This is a genomic window from Bacillus halotolerans, from assembly GCF_004006435.1.
In the GTDB taxonomy this organism is placed as follows: domain Bacteria; phylum Bacillota; class Bacilli; order Bacillales; family Bacillaceae; genus Bacillus; species Bacillus halotolerans.
On the sequence record NZ_CP029364.1, the window covers coordinates 2,181,944 to 2,199,730 of the forward strand.

Annotated in this window: 15 protein-coding genes; 9 read left to right on the plus strand and 6 right to left on the minus strand. The window is 48.7% G+C overall.

Features of this window, described 5'->3' with window-relative positions; translation table 11 throughout:
- Positions 1 to 6 precede the first annotated feature (6 nt).
- The 8 genes from DIC78_RS11155 (at position 7) to DIC78_RS11190 (ending at position 9,025) form a co-directional block, all read left to right on the plus strand.
- Positions 7 to 1,149 carry a M20 peptidase aminoacylase family protein gene (locus DIC78_RS11155; protein ID WP_127696296.1) on the plus strand — a complete coding sequence of 381 codons (1,143 nt, stop codon included), beginning with the start codon at positions 7 to 9 and terminating at the stop codon, positions 1,147 to 1,149.
- The gene (locus DIC78_RS11160) at positions 1,146 to 2,492 is read left to right on the plus strand and encodes an MmgE/PrpD family protein (protein WP_127696297.1); all 1,347 of its coding nucleotides are present in this window, start codon (positions 1,146 to 1,148) and stop codon (positions 2,490 to 2,492) included. Before DIC78_RS11155 ends, DIC78_RS11160 begins: the two co-directional genes overlap by 4 nt.
- A gap of 72 nt (positions 2,493 to 2,564) precedes the next feature.
- Positions 2,565 to 3,668: an ethanolamine utilization protein EutH gene (gene eutH, locus DIC78_RS11165; RefSeq protein WP_127696298.1), complete on the plus strand. Its 1,104-nt coding sequence runs from the start codon at positions 2,565 to 2,567 to the stop codon at positions 3,666 to 3,668.
- 71 nt (positions 3,669 to 3,739) lie between these two features.
- Positions 3,740 to 4,570, plus strand: coding sequence for a DUF1206 domain-containing protein (locus DIC78_RS11170; RefSeq protein ID WP_127696299.1), 831 nt, complete (start codon positions 3,740 to 3,742; stop codon positions 4,568 to 4,570).
- A gap of 132 nt (positions 4,571 to 4,702) precedes the next feature.
- Entirely contained in the window at positions 4,703 to 5,644 is a 942-nt protein-coding gene (gene deoR, locus DIC78_RS11175) for a DNA-binding transcriptional repressor DeoR (RefSeq protein ID WP_103672009.1), read from the plus strand.
- 105 nt (positions 5,645 to 5,749) lie between these two features.
- Entirely contained in the window at positions 5,750 to 6,421 is a 672-nt protein-coding gene (gene deoC / locus DIC78_RS11180; RefSeq protein WP_024123415.1) for a deoxyribose-phosphate aldolase, read from the plus strand.
- Positions 6,422 to 6,513: 92 nt separating this feature from the next.
- The gene (nupC, locus tag DIC78_RS11185) at positions 6,514 to 7,695 is read left to right on the plus strand and encodes a nucleoside permease NupC (RefSeq protein WP_024123414.1); all 1,182 of its coding nucleotides are present in this window, start codon (positions 6,514 to 6,516) and stop codon (positions 7,693 to 7,695) included.
- Positions 7,696 to 7,723: 28 nt separating this feature from the next.
- Complete coding sequence (locus DIC78_RS11190) at positions 7,724 to 9,025, plus strand: pyrimidine-nucleoside phosphorylase (protein ID WP_127696300.1); 1,302 nt, start codon at positions 7,724 to 7,726, stop codon at positions 9,023 to 9,025.
- A 42-nt stretch (positions 9,026 to 9,067) separates the two neighbouring features.
- Here the strand turns inward: DIC78_RS11190 and DIC78_RS11195 are convergent, their stop codons facing one another.
- From DIC78_RS11195 to hutP, 6 genes are all read right to left on the minus strand, one after another.
- The gene (locus DIC78_RS11195; RefSeq protein ID WP_127696301.1) at positions 9,068 to 10,495 is read right to left on the minus strand and encodes an amino acid permease; all 1,428 of its coding nucleotides are present in this window, start codon (positions 10,493 to 10,495) and stop codon (positions 9,068 to 9,070) included.
- Between the two features lie 76 nt (positions 10,496 to 10,571).
- Positions 10,572 to 11,531 carry a formimidoylglutamase gene (gene hutG / locus DIC78_RS11200; RefSeq protein WP_127696302.1) on the minus strand — a complete coding sequence of 320 codons (960 nt, stop codon included), beginning with the start codon at positions 11,529 to 11,531 and terminating at the stop codon, positions 10,572 to 10,574.
- Positions 11,524 to 12,789 (minus strand): imidazolonepropionase, encoded by a 1,266-nt coding sequence (hutI, locus tag DIC78_RS11205; protein WP_127696303.1) that lies wholly within the window; start codon positions 12,787 to 12,789, stop codon positions 11,524 to 11,526. The genes hutG and hutI overlap by 8 nt, the downstream gene beginning before the upstream one ends.
- Before the next feature lie 12 nt (positions 12,790 to 12,801).
- Complete coding sequence (gene hutU, locus DIC78_RS11210; protein WP_127696304.1) at positions 12,802 to 14,460, minus strand: urocanate hydratase; 1,659 nt, start codon at positions 14,458 to 14,460, stop codon at positions 12,802 to 12,804.
- A complete protein-coding gene (hutH, locus tag DIC78_RS11215) occupies positions 14,457 to 15,983 on the minus strand; it encodes a histidine ammonia-lyase (protein ID WP_106021869.1) in 1,527 nt (508 codons plus the stop codon). The genes hutU and hutH overlap by 4 nt, the downstream gene beginning before the upstream one ends.
- A 112-nt stretch (positions 15,984 to 16,095) precedes the next feature.
- The gene (hutP, locus tag DIC78_RS11220) at positions 16,096 to 16,542 is read right to left on the minus strand and encodes a histidine utilization transcription antiterminator HutP (protein ID WP_127696305.1); all 447 of its coding nucleotides are present in this window, start codon (positions 16,540 to 16,542) and stop codon (positions 16,096 to 16,098) included.
- Between the two features lie 227 nt (positions 16,543 to 16,769).
- Between hutP and DIC78_RS11225 the strand changes: the two genes are divergently transcribed.
- Positions 16,770 to 17,759: a Gfo/Idh/MocA family protein gene (locus DIC78_RS11225; RefSeq protein WP_127696306.1), complete on the plus strand. Its 990-nt coding sequence runs from the start codon at positions 16,770 to 16,772 to the stop codon at positions 17,757 to 17,759.
- The last annotated feature ends 28 nt before the right edge of the window (positions 17,760 to 17,787 follow it).

The following is a 17,787-nucleotide window of genomic DNA, read 5'->3' on the forward strand; positions in this document are numbered from 1 at the left end:
AGAAGAATGGCCGAAGAAACGTTTCATACTCGTTTAATCAATATGCGGCGTGACCTTCATGCACACCCTGAACTTTCATTTGAAGAGTTTGAAACGACAAAAAAAATCCGCCGCTGGCTCGAGGAAGAACATATAGAGATTCTTGAGGTTCCTCAATTAGAAACAGGTGTAATTGCGGAAATCAAAGGGCAGTCAGACGGACCTGTGATTGCGATACGAGCGGACATTGATGCGCTCCCGATCCAAGAACAAACGAACCTGCCGTTTGCCTCTAAGATTGACGGCGCGATGCATGCGTGCGGGCATGACTTTCATACAGCTTCCATTATCGGCACGGCCATTTTGCTGAATAAAAGAAGAGACGAGCTGAAAGGCACGGTCCGCTTTATCTTTCAGCCAGCGGAAGAAATCGCCGCAGGAGCAAGGAAAGTCATAGAAGCAGGCGTGCTGGATGATGTTTCTGCCATTTTTGGCATGCACAATAAGCCTGATTTGCCTGTCGGCACCATTGGGATAAAGGAAGGTCCGCTCATGGCAAGCGTTGACCGGTTTGAGATTGTTGTGAAAGGAAAAGGCGGACACGCCGGCATTCCCAATAACAGCATTGATCCCATAGCAGCGGCAGGCCAAATGGTCAGCGGTCTGCAATCTGTGGTCAGCCGCAACATCAGCTCACTGCAAAACGCGGTCGTCAGTATCACAAGATTACAGGCAGGCAGTTCATGGAACGTGATTCCGGACCAGGCTGAAATGGAGGGCACCGTTCGCACCTTCCAAAAAGAAGCGAGAAAGGCCGTTCCGGAGCATATGAAACGAGTGGCTGAAGGAATCGCAACGGGCTACGGGGCACAGGCCGAATTCCGGTGGTTTCCTTATTTGCCGTCCGTTCAGAATGACGGCACGTTTTTGAACGCGGCGTCAGAAGCTGCGGCCCGGCTTGGCTATCAAACGGTTCATGCGGAGCAATCTCCGGGCGGAGAAGACTTCGCTCTGTATCAAGAGAAGATCCCGGGATTTTTTGTGTGGATGGGAACGAACGGTACAGAGGAGTGGCATCACCCGGCGTTTACATTGGATGAAGACGCACTGCAAGTTGCATCCAGCTACTTTGCTGAGCTGGCTGTTATTGTACTGGGGTCAATCAAATGATCCAAACAGAACTGACAGCAGGTCTTGCTGAGGCCGTAAGATTATCACAGCCTGAGAACGCCACTGACGCGATGCGTGAAGCCAAAAAGGGATTGCTCGATTTTACAGCCGCATCATTTGCCGGAAGAGAAGAAAACGGCATTCAAAAGCTTTTGCAGCTGATCGAAGAGGAAGGCGGCACGCCCCTTGTCCCTATCATCGGACAAGGAAAAAAGGCAGCACCATTGCAATCTGCGCTGCTCAATGGATTTATCGCCCATGCTCTGGATTTCGATGATGTCCATTCCGATGTAAGGGGACATCCGAGTGCAGTTATTTTGCCGGCACTCATTGCTTCAGCTGCCGCTCGAGAAAGTGACGAGCGGCTTCTTGGCGCTTATATTGTCGGTGTGGAAGTAATGGCAAGGCTTGGGGAGTCGATTGGCAGCCCGCACTATGAAAAAGGCTGGCACAATACGGGAACGCTCGGAGCCATAGCCGCCGCCTGTGCTGTAGGGTTCGCGGAGGAACTCACTCAAGAAGAAATGGAAAAAGCAATTGGTTTTGCCGCAACGCAGTCTGCCGGAATGAGGGTGCAATTCGGCACAGAAATGAAACCGCTGCACGCAGGGCTGGCAGCTCAATCAGGCTTACTTGCTGTTAAGCTGGCCCAATCTGATGTTGGAGGCTCTCGTACGGCACTGGATGGAGAAAAAGGTTTCTTCAGCCTATACGGTGATTTAGACAAGGCTCAAACCACGCTGTTAAGCCATTGGGGCAAACCATGGAGAATCGTGAAGCCAGGTTTATGGTTTAAAATCTATCCATTTTGTTCTGCGGCGCACCACGCGGCAGATGCCATTCGCGAGCTTATCTCTCAGGAAGCCATTTCTGCTGACAATACAGAACGGATTGAAGTCGTTTTTCCGCCTGGCGGAGATGCTGCATTAACGGCAAGATCACCAAAAACAGGAGAGGAAGGCCGCTTCAGCGTTGAATATGTCATTGCCCTTGCCCTGCACGGACAGAAGCTGATTGCTGAACATTTCAACAGCGAGCCAATACCAAATCATATGCAGGCCGCAATGCGTCATATTCAGCGTGTGTATGACAATCGCATTCAGCCGGCCTCTCAAGCGGTTCCGAAAGGCCGTTTCACCATTGTTCGGGCGTTTTTATCAGATGGACGCATATGTGAAGCGCGGGTGGACTGCCCGAAGGGAGCTCCCGGAAACGGTCTGTCTGAAGAAGATGTAAAAGAAAAATTAAAATTAGCGCTGCCAAGTGATGTGCAAAAAGCATCGCATATCATAGAGGCCATTGAGTGCGCTGACATGAAAGAATTTATATCGCATTTAGATTAGAATCCGCCTCTCATCCCCTCCTTCAGATGATATGATAAAGCCAAATCATACGTTTGAAAAAGGAGAAAGGCCATGACGGTAAATGATGCGGTTGTATGTATTCTGGCGGTCTTTTTATTATGGGGAGCAGCCGATTATTGCTTGGGAAACAGGTGGGGGCTTGGCGAGCGGTTTGCGGATGGCTTTAAGGCCATGGGGCCGCTTGCGCTGTCAATGGTCGGGATTGTGTCGCTGGCGCCAGTGCTTGCGGCCATACTGATTCCCGTCGTGTCTCCGGTCTATGCCGCCATTGGTGCAGACCCTTCCTCCTTTGCCAACACCATTTTGGCCATTGATATGGGGGGCTATGCGCTGGCACAAGAAATGGCGAAAGATCCGGACGCCGGCTTGTTTTCATGGGTATTTCTGGGGACGATGATGGGGCCGGCGATCGTATTCACCATTCCCGTCGCTCTTGGCATAATTGAAAAGCAGGATCACCCGTATTTTGCAAAAGGCATTTTAATCGGACTGTGCACTGTGCCGATCGGATGCTTCGCAGGCGGGTTAGCTGCGGGATTTGAGATGGGATTGATCCTGAAAAACATTCTGATTCCAAGTCTTTTTTCTGCGGTTATCGCTTTTGGACTTTGGCGCTGCACCGACAAGACAATCCGCGTATTTCACGTTTTCGGGAAGGCTGTCAGTATTGTTGCGATCATTGGGCTTGTTGCTGTCTCGATTGAAACAATGACAGGCTTTGTATTCATACCTGGCCTCGAAAAGATTGAAACAGGCATACAAACCGTAGGCACCATCGCGGTTGTATTGGCGGGCGCTTTTCCGCTGACAGCTTTTATCACAAAAGCTTTTGAGAAACCGCTCCATACATTAGGCAGGCTGTTACACTTAGACCAGGCAGCGACAGCGGGAATGGTTGCTTCTTTGGCACATCTTATCCCCATGCTCGCCTTATTAAAAGACATGACGCCGAGAGGAAAGGTTATCAATGTCGCGTTTGCGGTCAGCGCAGCCTTTGTGCTCGGCAGCCACCTCGGCTTTGTGGCGGGAATGAAGAAAGAAATGGCAGCGGCCATGATCATCGGGAAATTAGCCGGCGGCATCACAGCTGTCACGGCAGCTGCCTGGACGACCCCCCGCCTATACAGCCAAAAAGCAAAGAAACGATTCTCTTGAAGGATAGTCTGTTTCAATTCTTCTCATTCGGGAAATGATACAGTAACGTTTCCGGAAAGAGGGTTGGGCACATGGATGCGAAGGACCAGTGCATCTCTAAAATAAAACAGGAAACCAAGCCTTGGATACAGCGGTTCGGAAGGCTTGGTTATTTTACATTTGGCGGCGTTTTTATCTTGCTCGGCATTCTGGCATTGATGACGGCTGCCGGAGCTGGCAGCGGGGCAAAGGATTCAAGCGGAGCGCTCCAAACCTTATCACGCATGCCATACGGATCTATTCTGCTTTTCTTCATCGGAGTCGGACTCATCGGGTATGTCATATGGATGGTGCTGAGTGCGGTTAAGGATACAGAGGGCCACGGCACAGGAAGAAGGGGCCTGTCGCGAAGAACGGGAAATTTGTTCAGCGCCGCCGTATATGCATCGATTGCATGGAATGCCCTTCGGTTTGTCTTTGATCATGGAAGCGGCAGCACTTCAGAACAGACGTGGTCCGCTTATGTATTGGCGCAGCCGTTTGGCCAGTGGCTGACGGGACTCACAGGAGCGGGCTTTATCCTATTTGCGATGGTTCAATTCATGAAAGGTATCCGGGCTTCTTTTATGAGAGAATTCGATACGTCAAAAATGAGCAAAGAAATGATATGTATTGCAAAAAACACAGGACGCGCAGGCAACATCGCCCGTGCCATTATTTTTTCAGCCATTGGCTTCTTTCTCATAAAAACCGCTCTCACCTCTGATCCGGACGACACAAGAGGCTTTGACGGGGCGCTCGCCGAACTCGCGCAGCAGCCGCATGGCAGAGTGATTCTGATCTTTTTGGCGTGCGGGCTTGTGTTATATGGAATATACGCCATCATGAAAGGCATTTATCAATATATGAAGTGGGAAAAATAAGCTCTGGGCAGATCTGTGCCAGAGCGTTTTTCAGTTTCTTGCAAATCAGGTGGATGAAAGCTGTTGCCAGCCTGTATAATAAAAGCAAATCAAAAGCAGGTTCACCATGAACTGATCCAAGGGAGGTGCGGAATGGATCGGGAAAAACAACAATTAAGCATAGAAGCGGCAAGGCTTTATTATCAGTCTGACTACAGTCAGCAGCAAATCGCAGAGCAGCTCAGCATTTCGAGGCCGACCGTTTCCCGATTGCTGCAATACGCAAAAGAAAAAGGATTTGTCCAAATTCGCGTGATGGACCCTTTTGAGGATTTAGATGCGCTCGGTTCCATGCTGGAAGAGAAATACGGGCTTCTCGAAGCGCACGTTGTGTTTTCTCCGACACCGGACTATGCAGCAATCACACATGACTTGAGCCGTTACGGTGCAGAATATATGCATGAAACGGTAAAAGACGGCGACATCGTCGGCGTCAGCTGGGGAACCACCATGTATCAGATCGCGCAAAACATGCAGCCAAAGCAGGTAAAAGGCGTAGAGGTCGTCCAGCTGAAAGGCGGCATCAGCCATTCCCGGGTAAACACCTATTCAGCTGAAACGATTCAGCTGTTTGCAGAGGCTTTTCAAACGATGCCGCGCTATCTTCCGCTTCCCGTCGTGTTTGATAATGCGGATGTGAAGAAAATGGTGGAGAAAGACCGTCATATCGAGCGGATCATTGAGATGGGCAAGCAGGCGAATATCGCTCTTTTCACGGTGGGAACAGTCCGTGACGAAGCGCTGTTATTCCGGCTCGGCTATTTTAACGAAGAAGAGAAAGCGTTGCTGAAACATCAGGCTGTCGGAGATATCTGTTCGCGTTTCTTTGACGAGGAAGGGAAGATTTGCAGCACCGCCATCAATGACCGGACCATCGGCGTCGAGCTTGAGGATCTGAGGCTGAAGGAACGCTCTATATTAGTGGCCGGCGGAAGCCGAAAAGTGTCCTCCATCCATGGTGCGTTAACAGGAAAATATGCCAATGTGTTAATCATTGACCAGCATACCGCAAGGGCACTTGTTAATGATTTGTGACACCTTCAGACCGTTCGCTGAACAAAATTTCAATTACCAATTTACATATGTTCAAAAGTCGGGTATGCTAAAAAATATCTTAACAAAAAAGGAAGTGTGCGAAGGATGACATTAGCCAATAAAATTGATCATACAGCTTTGAAACCGCATACACAAAAAGCGGATATTCTGAAATTAATAGAAGAAGCGAAAACATACAAATTCGCTTCTGTATGTGTAAACCCGACATGGGTGCAGCTGGCTGCAAAAGAGCTTGAGGGAACAGGAGTTGACGTATGTACAGTCATCGGCTTCCCGCTCGGCGCCAACACAACAGAAACAAAAGCGTTCGAAACGAAGGATGCGATTTCAAAAGGCGCCACTGAAGTGGACATGGTCATTAACATCGCTGCTTTGAAAGACAAAGAAGACGACGTGGTGGAAGCGGATATTCGCGGTGTGGTGGAAGCTGCAGCCGGAAAAGCGCTTGTCAAAGTTATTATTGAAACATGCCTGCTGACAGATGAAGAAAAAGAGCGTGCATGCCGTTTAGCGGTTTCTGCGGGAGCGGATTTCGTGAAAACCTCAACAGGCTTCTCAACAGGCGGCGCAACGAAGGAAGATATCGCTTTAATGCGCAAAACAGTAGGTCCTGATATCGGCGTAAAAGCATCCGGGGGTATCAGAACGAAAGAAGATGTAGACACGATGATCGAAGCAGGTGCAAGCCGCATTGGCGCAAGCGCAGGTGTTTCCATTGTAAAAGGAGAGAACGGAGCCGGCGGAGACGATTATTAAGAAGCAGACGGAAGGCAATACGCTTTCCGTGCCCTTCTTTTCTTTCCGGGGAAATAATAATGTAAGCGAATACAAATAAAGGAGAAACACATATGAAGTATTTGATTGGGATTATCGGTTTAATCGTGTTTTTAGGCCTTGCGTGGATCGCGAGCAGCGGCAAAAAAAGAATTAAGATCCGCCCAATTATTGTCATGCTCATTTTGCAGTTTATTCTCGGTTACATTCTCCTCAATACGGGGATTGGGAATTTTCTCGTAGGAGGATTTGCACAAGGATTCAGCTACCTGCTTGGCTATGCGGCAGAAGGAATCAACTTTGTGTTTGGCGGTTTGGTGAATGCGGATCAATCGACATTCTTTATGAACGTTCTCTTGCCGATTGTATTTATTTCAGCACTCATCGGGATTCTGCAAAAATGGAAGATCCTCCCGTTTATTATTAAATACATCGGCCTTGCCCTCAGCAAGGTTAACGGGATGGGAAGACTGGAGTCGTACAATGCTGTTGCATCTGCGATTTTAGGGCAATCAGAAGTATTTATCTCCTTAAAGAAAGAACTCGGTTTACTGTCACAGCAGCGGTTGTATACGCTTTGCGCTTCTGCGATGTCAACCGTATCCATGTCAATCGTCGGCGCTTACATGACGATGCTGAAGCCTGAATACGTCGTAACGGCTCTTGTATTGAACTTATTTGGCGGTTTTATCATTGCCTCTATTATTAATCCTTACGAGGTCGCAAAAGATGAGGATATGCTCCGTGTAGAAAATGAAGAAAAACAATCCTTCTTCGAAGTGCTCGGAGAATACATCTTAGATGGTTTCAAAGTAGCGGTTGTTGTCGCAGCGATGCTGATCGGATTTGTCGCGATTATTGCTTTGATCAATGGTATTTTTAACGCTGTACTCGGTATTTCCTTCCAAGACCTGCTTGGATATGTGTTTGCTCCATTCGCTTTTCTTGTCGGTATTCCATGGAATGAAGCTGTTAACGCCGGAAGCATTATGGCAACAAAAATGGTATCAAACGAATTTGTCGCCATGACGTCTCTCTCGCAAAACGGTTTTCATTTCAGCGGCCGTACAACAGCGATTGTATCAGTATTCCTCGTTTCGTTCGCGAACTTCTCTTCCATCGGTATCATTGCCGGTGCTGTAAAGGGTCTGAATGAAAAACAAGGAAACGTCGTTGCTCGTTTCGGTCTGAAATTATTATACGGCGCCACGCTTGTCAGCTTTTTAACAGCGGCAGTTGTAGGTCTGATTTACTGAACATAATCGAAAAGGATCGGTGACTATAATGAGAATGGTAGATATTATCATCAAAAAACAAAACGGAAAAGAACTCACCACAGAAGAAATCCAGTTTTTCGTGAACGGCTATACGGACGGAAGCATTCCTGATTATCAGGCAAGCGCGCTTGCCATGGCGATTTTCTTCCAGGATATGAGTGATCGTGAACGGGCGGACTTAACAATGGCTATGGTGAACTCCGGTGAAACGATTGATCTTTCTGCCATTAAAGGAATTAAAGTGGATAAACATTCAACCGGCGGCGTCGGCGACACGACAACACTCGTGCTTGCACCGCTTGTCGCGGCTCTTGATGTGCCGGTTGCCAAAATGTCCGGCCGCGGCCTCGGCCATACGGGCGGAACAATTGATAAATTAGAGGCGATCGACGGGTTTCACGTGGAACTGTCAAAGGAAGAATTTATTAAGCTAGTGAACCGCGACAAGGTTGCCGTCATTGGCCAAAGCGGCAACTTAACGCCAGCGGATAAAAAACTGTACGCCCTGCGTGATGTAACGGGCACGGTGAATTCCATCCCGCTTATTGCTAGCTCCATTATGAGCAAAAAAATCGCTGCCGGAGCGGACGCGATCGTGCTTGACGTAAAAACGGGAGCGGGCGCCTTCATGAAAACAGAGGAGGATGCGGCTGAACTCGCGAAAGCAATGGTACGAATCGGCAACAAAGTCGGCCGCCAAACGATGGCTGTCATCTCCGACATGTCCCAGCCGCTCGGCTTTGCGATCGGAAATGCGCTTGAAGTGAAAGAAGCGATTGACACGCTCAAAGGCGAAGGCCCTGAAGACCTGCACGAGCTTGTCTTAACACTCGGCAGCCAGATGGTCGTGCTTGCGAAAAAAGCAGGTACATTAGACGAAGCAAGAGCAAAGCTTGAAGAGGTCATGAAAAACGGCAAAGCGCTTGAGAAATTCAAAGATTTCTTGAAAAACCAAGGCGGTGACAGCTCGATTGTTGATGATCCGTCTAAGCTTCCGCAAGCGGCTTATCACATTGATGTGCCAGCCAAAGAAGCGGGTGTCGTCTCCGAAATTGTCGCAGACGAAATCGGCGTCGCAGCCATGCTGTTAGGTGCCGGACGCGCCACAAAAGAAGACGAAATCGATTTAGCCGTCGGCATCATGCTCCGCAAAAAGGTCGGCGACAAGGTTGAAAAAGGCGAACCTCTCGTGACGCTCTATGCCAACCGGGAAAATGTCGATGAAGTCATCGCGAAAGTATATGACAATATCCGTATCGCAGCGGAGGCGAAGGCGCCGAAGCTGATTCATACGTTAATTACAGAATAAAAATAAAGCACATCCCATCCTGAGTGGGGTGTGCTGTTTTGATTAAAGGATGTGATCAATCGGATATTCCTCTTGTCCGATTTTTTTTGCTTTCGTAAGATTTCTTCTGAAATAGAAGATGAGATAGCATAGGATGATACAAGGGATTCCGCAGAAGAGAGCGATTCTTTGATTGGGATCAAAAGCGAGACCGATACAAGAAGCTGAACATAATAAAAGAGCGGCTATAGGCATAAGAGGATAAAGCGGTGTGCGAAATGTCAGATCTTTTACATTCCCCCCTTTTTTAAGAAATCTCTTTCGGAACAAGAGTTGAGACAGCGCAATGCTCATCCAGACCACGACCCCTGCAAATCCAGCAATCGCTACCATCACCACATAAACAGTTCCAGGCGCCACAATACTGGAAACGAGAGATAAACAAGATACAGCCATACTGATGATTAAGGCATTTAGTGGAATGCCTTTAGATGTGACTTTTTTAAAACGAGAGCTGATCATGTTTTCATTTGCTAACGACCACAGCATACGGGTTGAGGCATATAGGCCTGAATTGGCAACGGACAGCAAAGCTGTTAATATAACAAAATTCATAATATCTGCGGCGTACGGGATTCCGATTTCTGCAAATACTGCTACAAAGGGGCTTTCAATTACTCCTGCTTCTTTCCATGAAATCAGTCCGGATAATACGAAGACGGCACCGATGAAAAAAATGACTGTCCGCCATGCGACATTGCGGATGGAACGCGGAATATCCTTTTGAGGATTTGCGGATTCACCTGCTGTGACTCCGATTAATTCTGTTCCGGAAAAGGCAAAACTCACAGATATCATGGCGATAAATACAGCGAGAAAGCCGTTCGGAAACAATCCTCCATGACCTGTGAAATTTGAAAATATAGGGGCATCAGCCGTCCCGTTTAAAGAGATCAAGCCAAACATGGCGGCGCCTCCTAAAATGATAAATAAAATGATGGTGACAATCTTCACGCTCGAAAACCAAAATTCAGTTTCCGCAAATAATTTGACTGAAAATGCGTTGCATACGAAAAGGAGAGCTGCAAAAATCGCACTCCACATCCATACGCTGCTGTCAGGAAACCAGCGCTGCATGAGAATACCGGATGCGGTAAACTCAGAACCTACCGTCACCACCCAATTCACCCAGTACATGATGCCGACCATAAAACCGGTAGATGGCCCGATAAATGTTGTGGCGTATTTTTGAAAGGAACCGGTCACCGGCATGGCGACCGACAATTCACCGAGACATTGCATGACGAGGTACATCATCAATCCGCCGATTAAATAAGCGAGTATCGTACCGCCGGGACCGGCTTGGCTGAGCGTATAGCCCGTACTGAGGAAAAGTCCTGTTCCTATGACGCCTCCCAATGAAATCATAAATAAGTGCCTGCTTTTCATTGTCCGTTTTAGCTGATGGCCGCTTTTCTCTTGAAGACCCACCGTTTCGTCCTCCTTTTAGCTGCCGTTTATCAGGCAGATGAGTTTTCTTGTAACCAAAATACAACCTGCCGGAAGATCACTTGAATCGGGAGCGTTTCATTCCTTTTAATGCGTGTAACAGAACGTGAGCTGCGGCTCTGCTTGTCATATCTCGAAAATCGAGGGTGGGATCAACTTCAACGATTTCGATCCCTGCGACATTGGGCTCTTGTGCGATGTACTTGATTGCTTCGAGTAATTCGTCTGTATAGAGGCCACCCGGGCCAATCGCTGGACAGCCGGGGGCATGGGACTGGTCTAAGACATCCATATCAACAGATATAAAAATGAAGTCTGTTCTAGTTTGAACGGCAGGCAGGATCTCTTTAATGGTCGGGATCAGTCCTTTTTCACGAATCATTCCCATCGTGCGGATATCCACGTGATGTTTTTTCGCGTATGTTTCATAAGCCAGGCTGTTGCTGAATTCTCTGATACCCAGTTGAATTAAATGCTGGCCTTCTATGATCTCTTCATCCAAAAGGCGGCGGAAGGGGGTGCCGTTTGTCGGCCCTCCGTCCTCCGTGTTCCGCACATCATGATGGGCATCAAATTGAATAACGGCTGTCGTTCCTTTCGTTTGCGCAATCGCTTTTATGGTGGAGTAGCTGATAGAGTTATCTCCCCCGAGTATGAGCGGTACCCAATCTGGGTGATCTGAAAGCAGAGCATGCATGGTTTGGAAGATTTGATCATGTGATTTCACGATATCAGTCACATGAATATCGACATCCCCCAGATCATAAAGAAAATCTGATACGACATGTTCCCCAAGCTCCGCAGAATAAGCAGATGAATGTTTTAGAGCCTGGCGGATTGTTCCGGGGGCAAAGGAAGCGCCGGAATGACTGATGGATGATTTTGACAGGGGGGCACCTATCAGCGCCGGCCCCTTAATGCCTTGGCCATCCCATTTTTCTATCAGATCGCTCATTTTCGTTACATCCCGGTCTTTAAACGATGAACCGGCCTCTCTGAGAAAAGGGTATTTATCCAAGAATGGCTCCCTCCCTGTTGACAACAATTGTTCCGTTTTTCATGACTTGATGTACATGATTGACGCCGTAGTGATACGGAATATACATGTAATTCGAGGCTTGCCAAATGACTAGATCAGCTGAGCGGCCAGCTTTGAGCTGCCCTGCTTCTTCGCCTTTTCCTATGGCATATGCGGCGTTGACTGTGACCGCGTGCCATATTTCTTCTGCGGTCATTTTCAGATGAAGCGCGGCAATCGACATGATCAGCTGAATATTTTCAGTTGGGGAGCTGCCCGGGTTAAAGTCCGTTGCCAGGCTCACACGTACGCCCGCATCAATCATGTCTCTTGCCCTGGCATATGTGTGTTTGCCGAGATAAAATGTCGTGCCCGGCAAGAGGACGGCGATGGTTCCTGATTCAGCCATTTGCTGTATGCCTTCATCAGAGGCGCCCACCAAGTGATCGGCTGAGACAGCTCTTAGCTCAGCCGCTAATTCAGCTCCTCCAAGAGGATCAATTTCATCAGCGTGGATTTTTAATCCGAATCCCGCCTCAGCCGCTTTTTTTAAGTAACGTCGGGATTGACTGACTGTAAAAACGCCTGTTTCTGTAAAAATATCTGCAAAGGCTGCGAGCTCCCCCTCTTTTATTTCTGGCAAGAGATCCAGCATGCGATCTAAAAATTCATCGGGGCTGTCCTTATCTTCAGGAGGAATGGCATGAGCCCCCATGAATGTGGAGACAAGGTCAATGGGCTGGCTCTCATGCAGTTTTTTCACGACACGCAATTGTTTCAGCTCAGTATCTTTATCTAAGCCGTAGCCGCTCTTCACTTCAGCCGTGGTCGTGCCGTATGACAGCATTCTTTGCAGATGAAAACGGCCTTTTTGCAGCAGCTCTTCTTCTGAGGCGGTCCGGGTGTCTTTGACAGTGGACAAAATACCGCCTCCCTGCGCCAGAATATCTAAATAGGAGATGCCCTGAAGCTTTAGATTCATCTCCTTTTCCCGAGATCCGCCAAATACAAGATGGGTATGCGGATCGACGAGGCCCGGCGTTACAAGCCGTCCCGAACAGTCAATGATGTCGTCTGCCTCGTAATCGGCTTCAGTCCCTTTTTTTCCGGCGAACACAATCTTCTGTTCGTGGATTCCGACAACAGCGTCTTCGATCACATGAAGATCCTGCATGCTGTTGCCCGCGCGCGGGCCGCTGCTTTCCATCGTCAAAAGCTGACCGATGTTGATGAGAATCGTATCAATTTGTTTCGACATGTCATCACTCCCTTATTTTTGCATCGGCACGATAATGTCCTGTTCCTTCGCTACTTCAACGGCACGTTCATAACCCGCATCCGCGTGGCGGATAATACCCATGCCCGGGTCGCTCGTTAAGACACGGGCGAGCCGCTCGTCAGCCAGCTCACTTCCATCGGCAACGGCAACCATGCCGGCATGCAGGGAATAGCCCATTCCAACACCGCCGCCATGGTGGAAGGAAACCCAGCTTGCACCCGCCGCCGTGTTGACAAGCGCATTGAGTACAGCCCAATCGCCGACAGCGTCACTTCCGTCCTTCATCGCTTCTGTCTCCCGGTTTGGAGAGGCGACAGACCCGCAGTCCAAATGATCTCTCCCAATCACGACAGGCGCTTTTAGCTCCCCGGTTCTAACCAGCTCGTTAATGGCGAGGCCCATTTTTTTTCGTTCTCCATATCCAAGCCAGCAAATACGGGACGGCAAGCCTTGGAAGGTGACTTTTTCCTGTGCCATATCAATCCAGCGGTGAAGGGCTTTATTTGTCGGGAACAGTTCTTTTAATAACGCATCCGTACGGTAAATATCTGCCGGATCTCCGGAAAGCGCCGCCCAGCGGAACGGCCCTTTTCCTTCACAGAATAAGGGGCGGATGTAGGCAGGGACAAACCCCTGAAAATCGAAGGCATTCTCCAGCCCTTCATCCTTTGCGACTTGCCGGATATTGTTGCCGTAGTCAAATACAATAGAGCCCTTTTGCTGAAAGGCCAGCATGGCTTCGACATGTTTTTTCATGCTTTGCTTCGCAAGGCGCACGTAAAGCTCTGGATTGTCTTGACGCAAACGGTCAGCTTCATCAAGGGAGTAGCCCTCGGGAACATAACCGATTAAAGGGTCATGGGCAGATGTTTGATCTGTCACAATATCAATTTTGACGCCTCGGTTCAAAAGTGTGTGATGCACCTCAGCCGCGTTTCCGAGAAGCGCAATGGACAAAGGTTTTCCTGCTAGCTTTGCCTCTTCAGCCCACGCTAAGGCTTCCTCAATCGACGCTGTTTTACGGTCACAGTATTTCGTTTCAATTCGTTTGTCGATTCGTTTTTCATCAACCTCGACGGCAATCACAACTCCGTCATTCATCGTGACAGACAGCGGCTGGGCGCCTCCCATTCCGCCGAGACCGGCTGTCAGCGTCAATGTTCCTTTTAAGCTGCCTCCGAAATGCTGTCTCGCGAGCTCAGCGAAGGTTTCATACGTTCCTTGCAAAATGCCTTGTGAGCCAATGTAAATCCAGCTGCCAGCTGTCATTTGCCCGTACATCATTAACCCTTTTTTCTCAAGCTCGTGGAAATGCTCCCAGTTCGCCCACTTTGGAACAAGAACAGAGTTTGCTAAAAGCACGCGCGGCGCCTGCGGGTGCGTACGGAACATGCCAACGGGCTTTCCGGATTGCACGAGCAATGTCTCATCATGTTTTAGTGTTTTCAGAGAATGCTCAATGGCGCGAAATGCATCCCAATCCCGAGCGGCTTTGCCAATCCCGCCGTATACGATTAGGTCCTCGGGCTTCTCGGCGACATCTGGATCAAGGTTGTTGCGAAGCATCCGAAGCACCGCCTCTTGTTCCCACCCTAAACATTCAAGCTCTGTCCCCCGGTTGGCACGGATTGATTTTTTTACATCAGTCATATGTTCATCCCCCTCAATTCTTCGTTCTGTTGATATGGTAATAAAGATTCCTTCTTCAGCCAGGCAGTCAAGCATTCGATGTCATAGGAAAAAACACGGTCCTGCTGAATGGACGGCACGACTTTTCTCATTTCTTGAAAAAGCTGTTTGGTGTAGGACGCTGCATGTTCTATGCCTCTGTATTCAACAGCCTGCAATGCGCAAATCGCTTCAATCGCAATCACTCTTCTCGTATTCGCGATCACCTGATAAGCATGCCGAGCGGCGATGGTTCCCATGCTGACATGGTCTTCTTGGTTGGCGGATGACGGAATAGAATCCACACTTGCAGGATGGGCCAGTGTTTTATTTTCAGAAACAAGCGAGGCAGCGGCATACTGCATGATCATTGCACCGGATTGCAGACCGGGATGAGGGCTTAGGAACGGCGGCAGGTCATTCAGCTGCGGGTTCACAAGGCGCTCTATCCTGCGCTCTGCGATATTCGCAAGCTCTGATACTGCGATTTTTAGAAAATCCATGGCAAAGGCGATCGGCTGCCCGTGAAAGTTTCCGCCAGAAATGACTTTGTCACCATCATTGAAAATAAGAGGATTGTCCGTAGCTGCATTCATCTCAATCTCTAATTTTTCCTTCACGTAGCCTAACGTCTGCCAGGTCGCACCGTGCACTTGCGGAATACAGCGCAATGAATATGCATCCTGGACACGCAGTTCTCCTTGAGAGGTCGTCAGGCTGCTGTCAGATAGATAAAAACGGATTCGTTCTGCGACATCGATCTGCTCCTGATAACCGCGTGCGGAGTGAATATCCTCGTCAAACGCATCGATAATCCCGCGGAGCCCTTCAATCGTTAAGCTGGCAATGCGCTCTGTTTGGTAGGCTAGTTTTTCCGCTTCAATGTATGCGACCACACCCATAGCGGTCATAGCCTGTGTGCCGTTAATCAGGGCAAGCCCTTCCTTGGATGTCAGCGCTACCGGCTGAATGCCGGCTTTTTTCAAGCCTTTCATTGCCGGCATCCTTTCTCCCTCAAAAAAGACTTCTCCTTGCCCGATCAGTGCAAGCGCCAGATGGGAGAGCGGCGCCAGATCCCCGCTTGCGCCAAGTGATCCCTGCTGTGGAATGACAGGATGGACGCGTTTATTTAAAAAGGCAAGCAATTGCTCAATCAGCTCCGCACGTACACCGGAAAAACCTTTTAACAGCGCATTGGCGCGCAAAAGCAGCATGGCCCTGGAAACACACTCAGGAAAAGGATCGCCGACACCGCAGGCATGTGAAAGAATTAAATTCAGCTGCAGAGCCGCCGAGTCTTCCTTCTGAATCAGGACATCACTGAATTTGCCAAATCCGGTGGTAATGCCGTATATTGTCTTTTCTTCGTGAACAATCCGCTCCACTGCCGCTCTGCTTTTTTTCACACGCTCCATACTTTCTTCGGAAGCCGCTGTCTCTTCAAAATCAAACAGCACTCGCGCGACGTCGGCTGTTGTCAATGAAGAACCGTCTAATGTCACCATAAGCCCAACTCCTTTGTCTTTACTTTGGTAAAGCGCCCATACAAAAAGGGGCTATGCTGTGAAAATTTAATTTCACGCATAGCCCCCTATCGTCTAAGATCTATGGGCTGTTTCATATGTGATTAATTCCAACGCCGAATGTTTCATGCTCAAGTCCTTTAATCGGCGCCCCGATTGTTCCGTAAAGCGAGACAGCAATCCAATCGCCTTCCGCTTCGCTTTCATAAGGATTTCCCCTCAAAACGGCGAACCTCAGGCCAACCGTCCGAAGCAGTGATCCAAGCAGCATTTCACCTCTGGTCACGCCATGTAAAGCCTCCATCGTCGCATGATAAAGCGCATGTGACTCACGGTAACCCTCGGATTGAATGACTCCGCTCTTTTTGGAAGCGGTTTCAATTGCAGCTACTACTTTATGCGCGTCCATTGATCCTACCTTGCCGAGACAGACCTTCCATCCATCTCGCTCCAGCTCCTCGACCTGTGAACGTTCTTCAGCTTCATGAAGCAGCAGAAGAACAGACAGCCGGCCGATCCGGCGCTCTTTGTGCAGTGTCATATGAATCACTCAATTCCTAAAAATTCTGATAACTATTAACTGAGTATTATATTAATTGTTTCAGCAATAGAAGTCAAAAGGTTTTTTACAGTCTTTAACAAGTTAGATTGGTATTGTGATATCGTGACGCAGAAATCTAGCACATTGCACACCATAGCAAGACAGGTGTGCGGGCGGCTGCTGTCGTACTCTAGATATGAGTTCAAATAGAAGGGGAGCGAAGTGCAGTGAAGAGCTTACATTGGGGAATCATCGGCCTTGGCGCAATCGCCTCAGATTTCGCCAAAGCGCTGAGAGAAGTAAACGGAACGGTCTATGCTGCAGGGTCACGAAGCTTGGATAAAGCCAAGGCGTTCGCCAAGGAGCATCATGTGGAAAAAGCCTATGGCAGCTACGAAGAACTGCTGCTAGATGAGAATGTTGATATTGTCTACATTGCCACTCCGCATTTAAACCACTATGAATATATGATGAAAAGCCTTCAGCATCACAAGCATGTTCTTTGTGAGAAGGCCATTACCGTCAATGCGAGACAGCTAAAGGAGATCATCGGTTTGGCTAAAGAAAAACAGCTTATTGTATCTGAAGCGATGACCATCTACCATATGCCGCTGTATAAAAAACTCCGGGAGATCGTAAAGGCGGGTCGCATCGGGCCCCTTAAAATGGTTCAAGTCTCCTTTGGAACGTGCAAGCCATACGACGTCACAAACCGGTTCTTTAATCAGGAACTGGCTGGCGGCGCACTCTTAGACACAGGAGCCTATGCGCTCTCGTTCGCAAGATATTTTCTCACGAGCCAGCCGAATGAGATCCTCAGCACGGCCAAGCCGGCTGATACAGGTGTAGACGAGCAGTCAGGCATCATCTTAAAAAACACCGACAGCGAAATAGCCGTCATATCGCTGACCATGCGCGCAAAAATGCCAAAAAGAGGCGTAGTCGCTGGAGAAAACGGCTTTATCACAGTCGACGATTTTACAAGGCCGGACAAAGCACTCATTACGTACGCCAATGGAAAAACAGAGGTGATTGAAGAAGGAGAAACTGCAAAAGGGTTGAACTATGAAGTAGAGGATATGCAAAATGCAGTCCTGCATCAAACAGGCAGCCAAACCATCAGTCTCTCCCTGGATGTCATGAGCATCATGGACAATGTAAGACAACAGTGGGGAATCACCTATCCGTTTGAATATGAAAACATCCGGCCTTCCTAAAGGGCGGGTGTTCCTTCATGAAATGTAA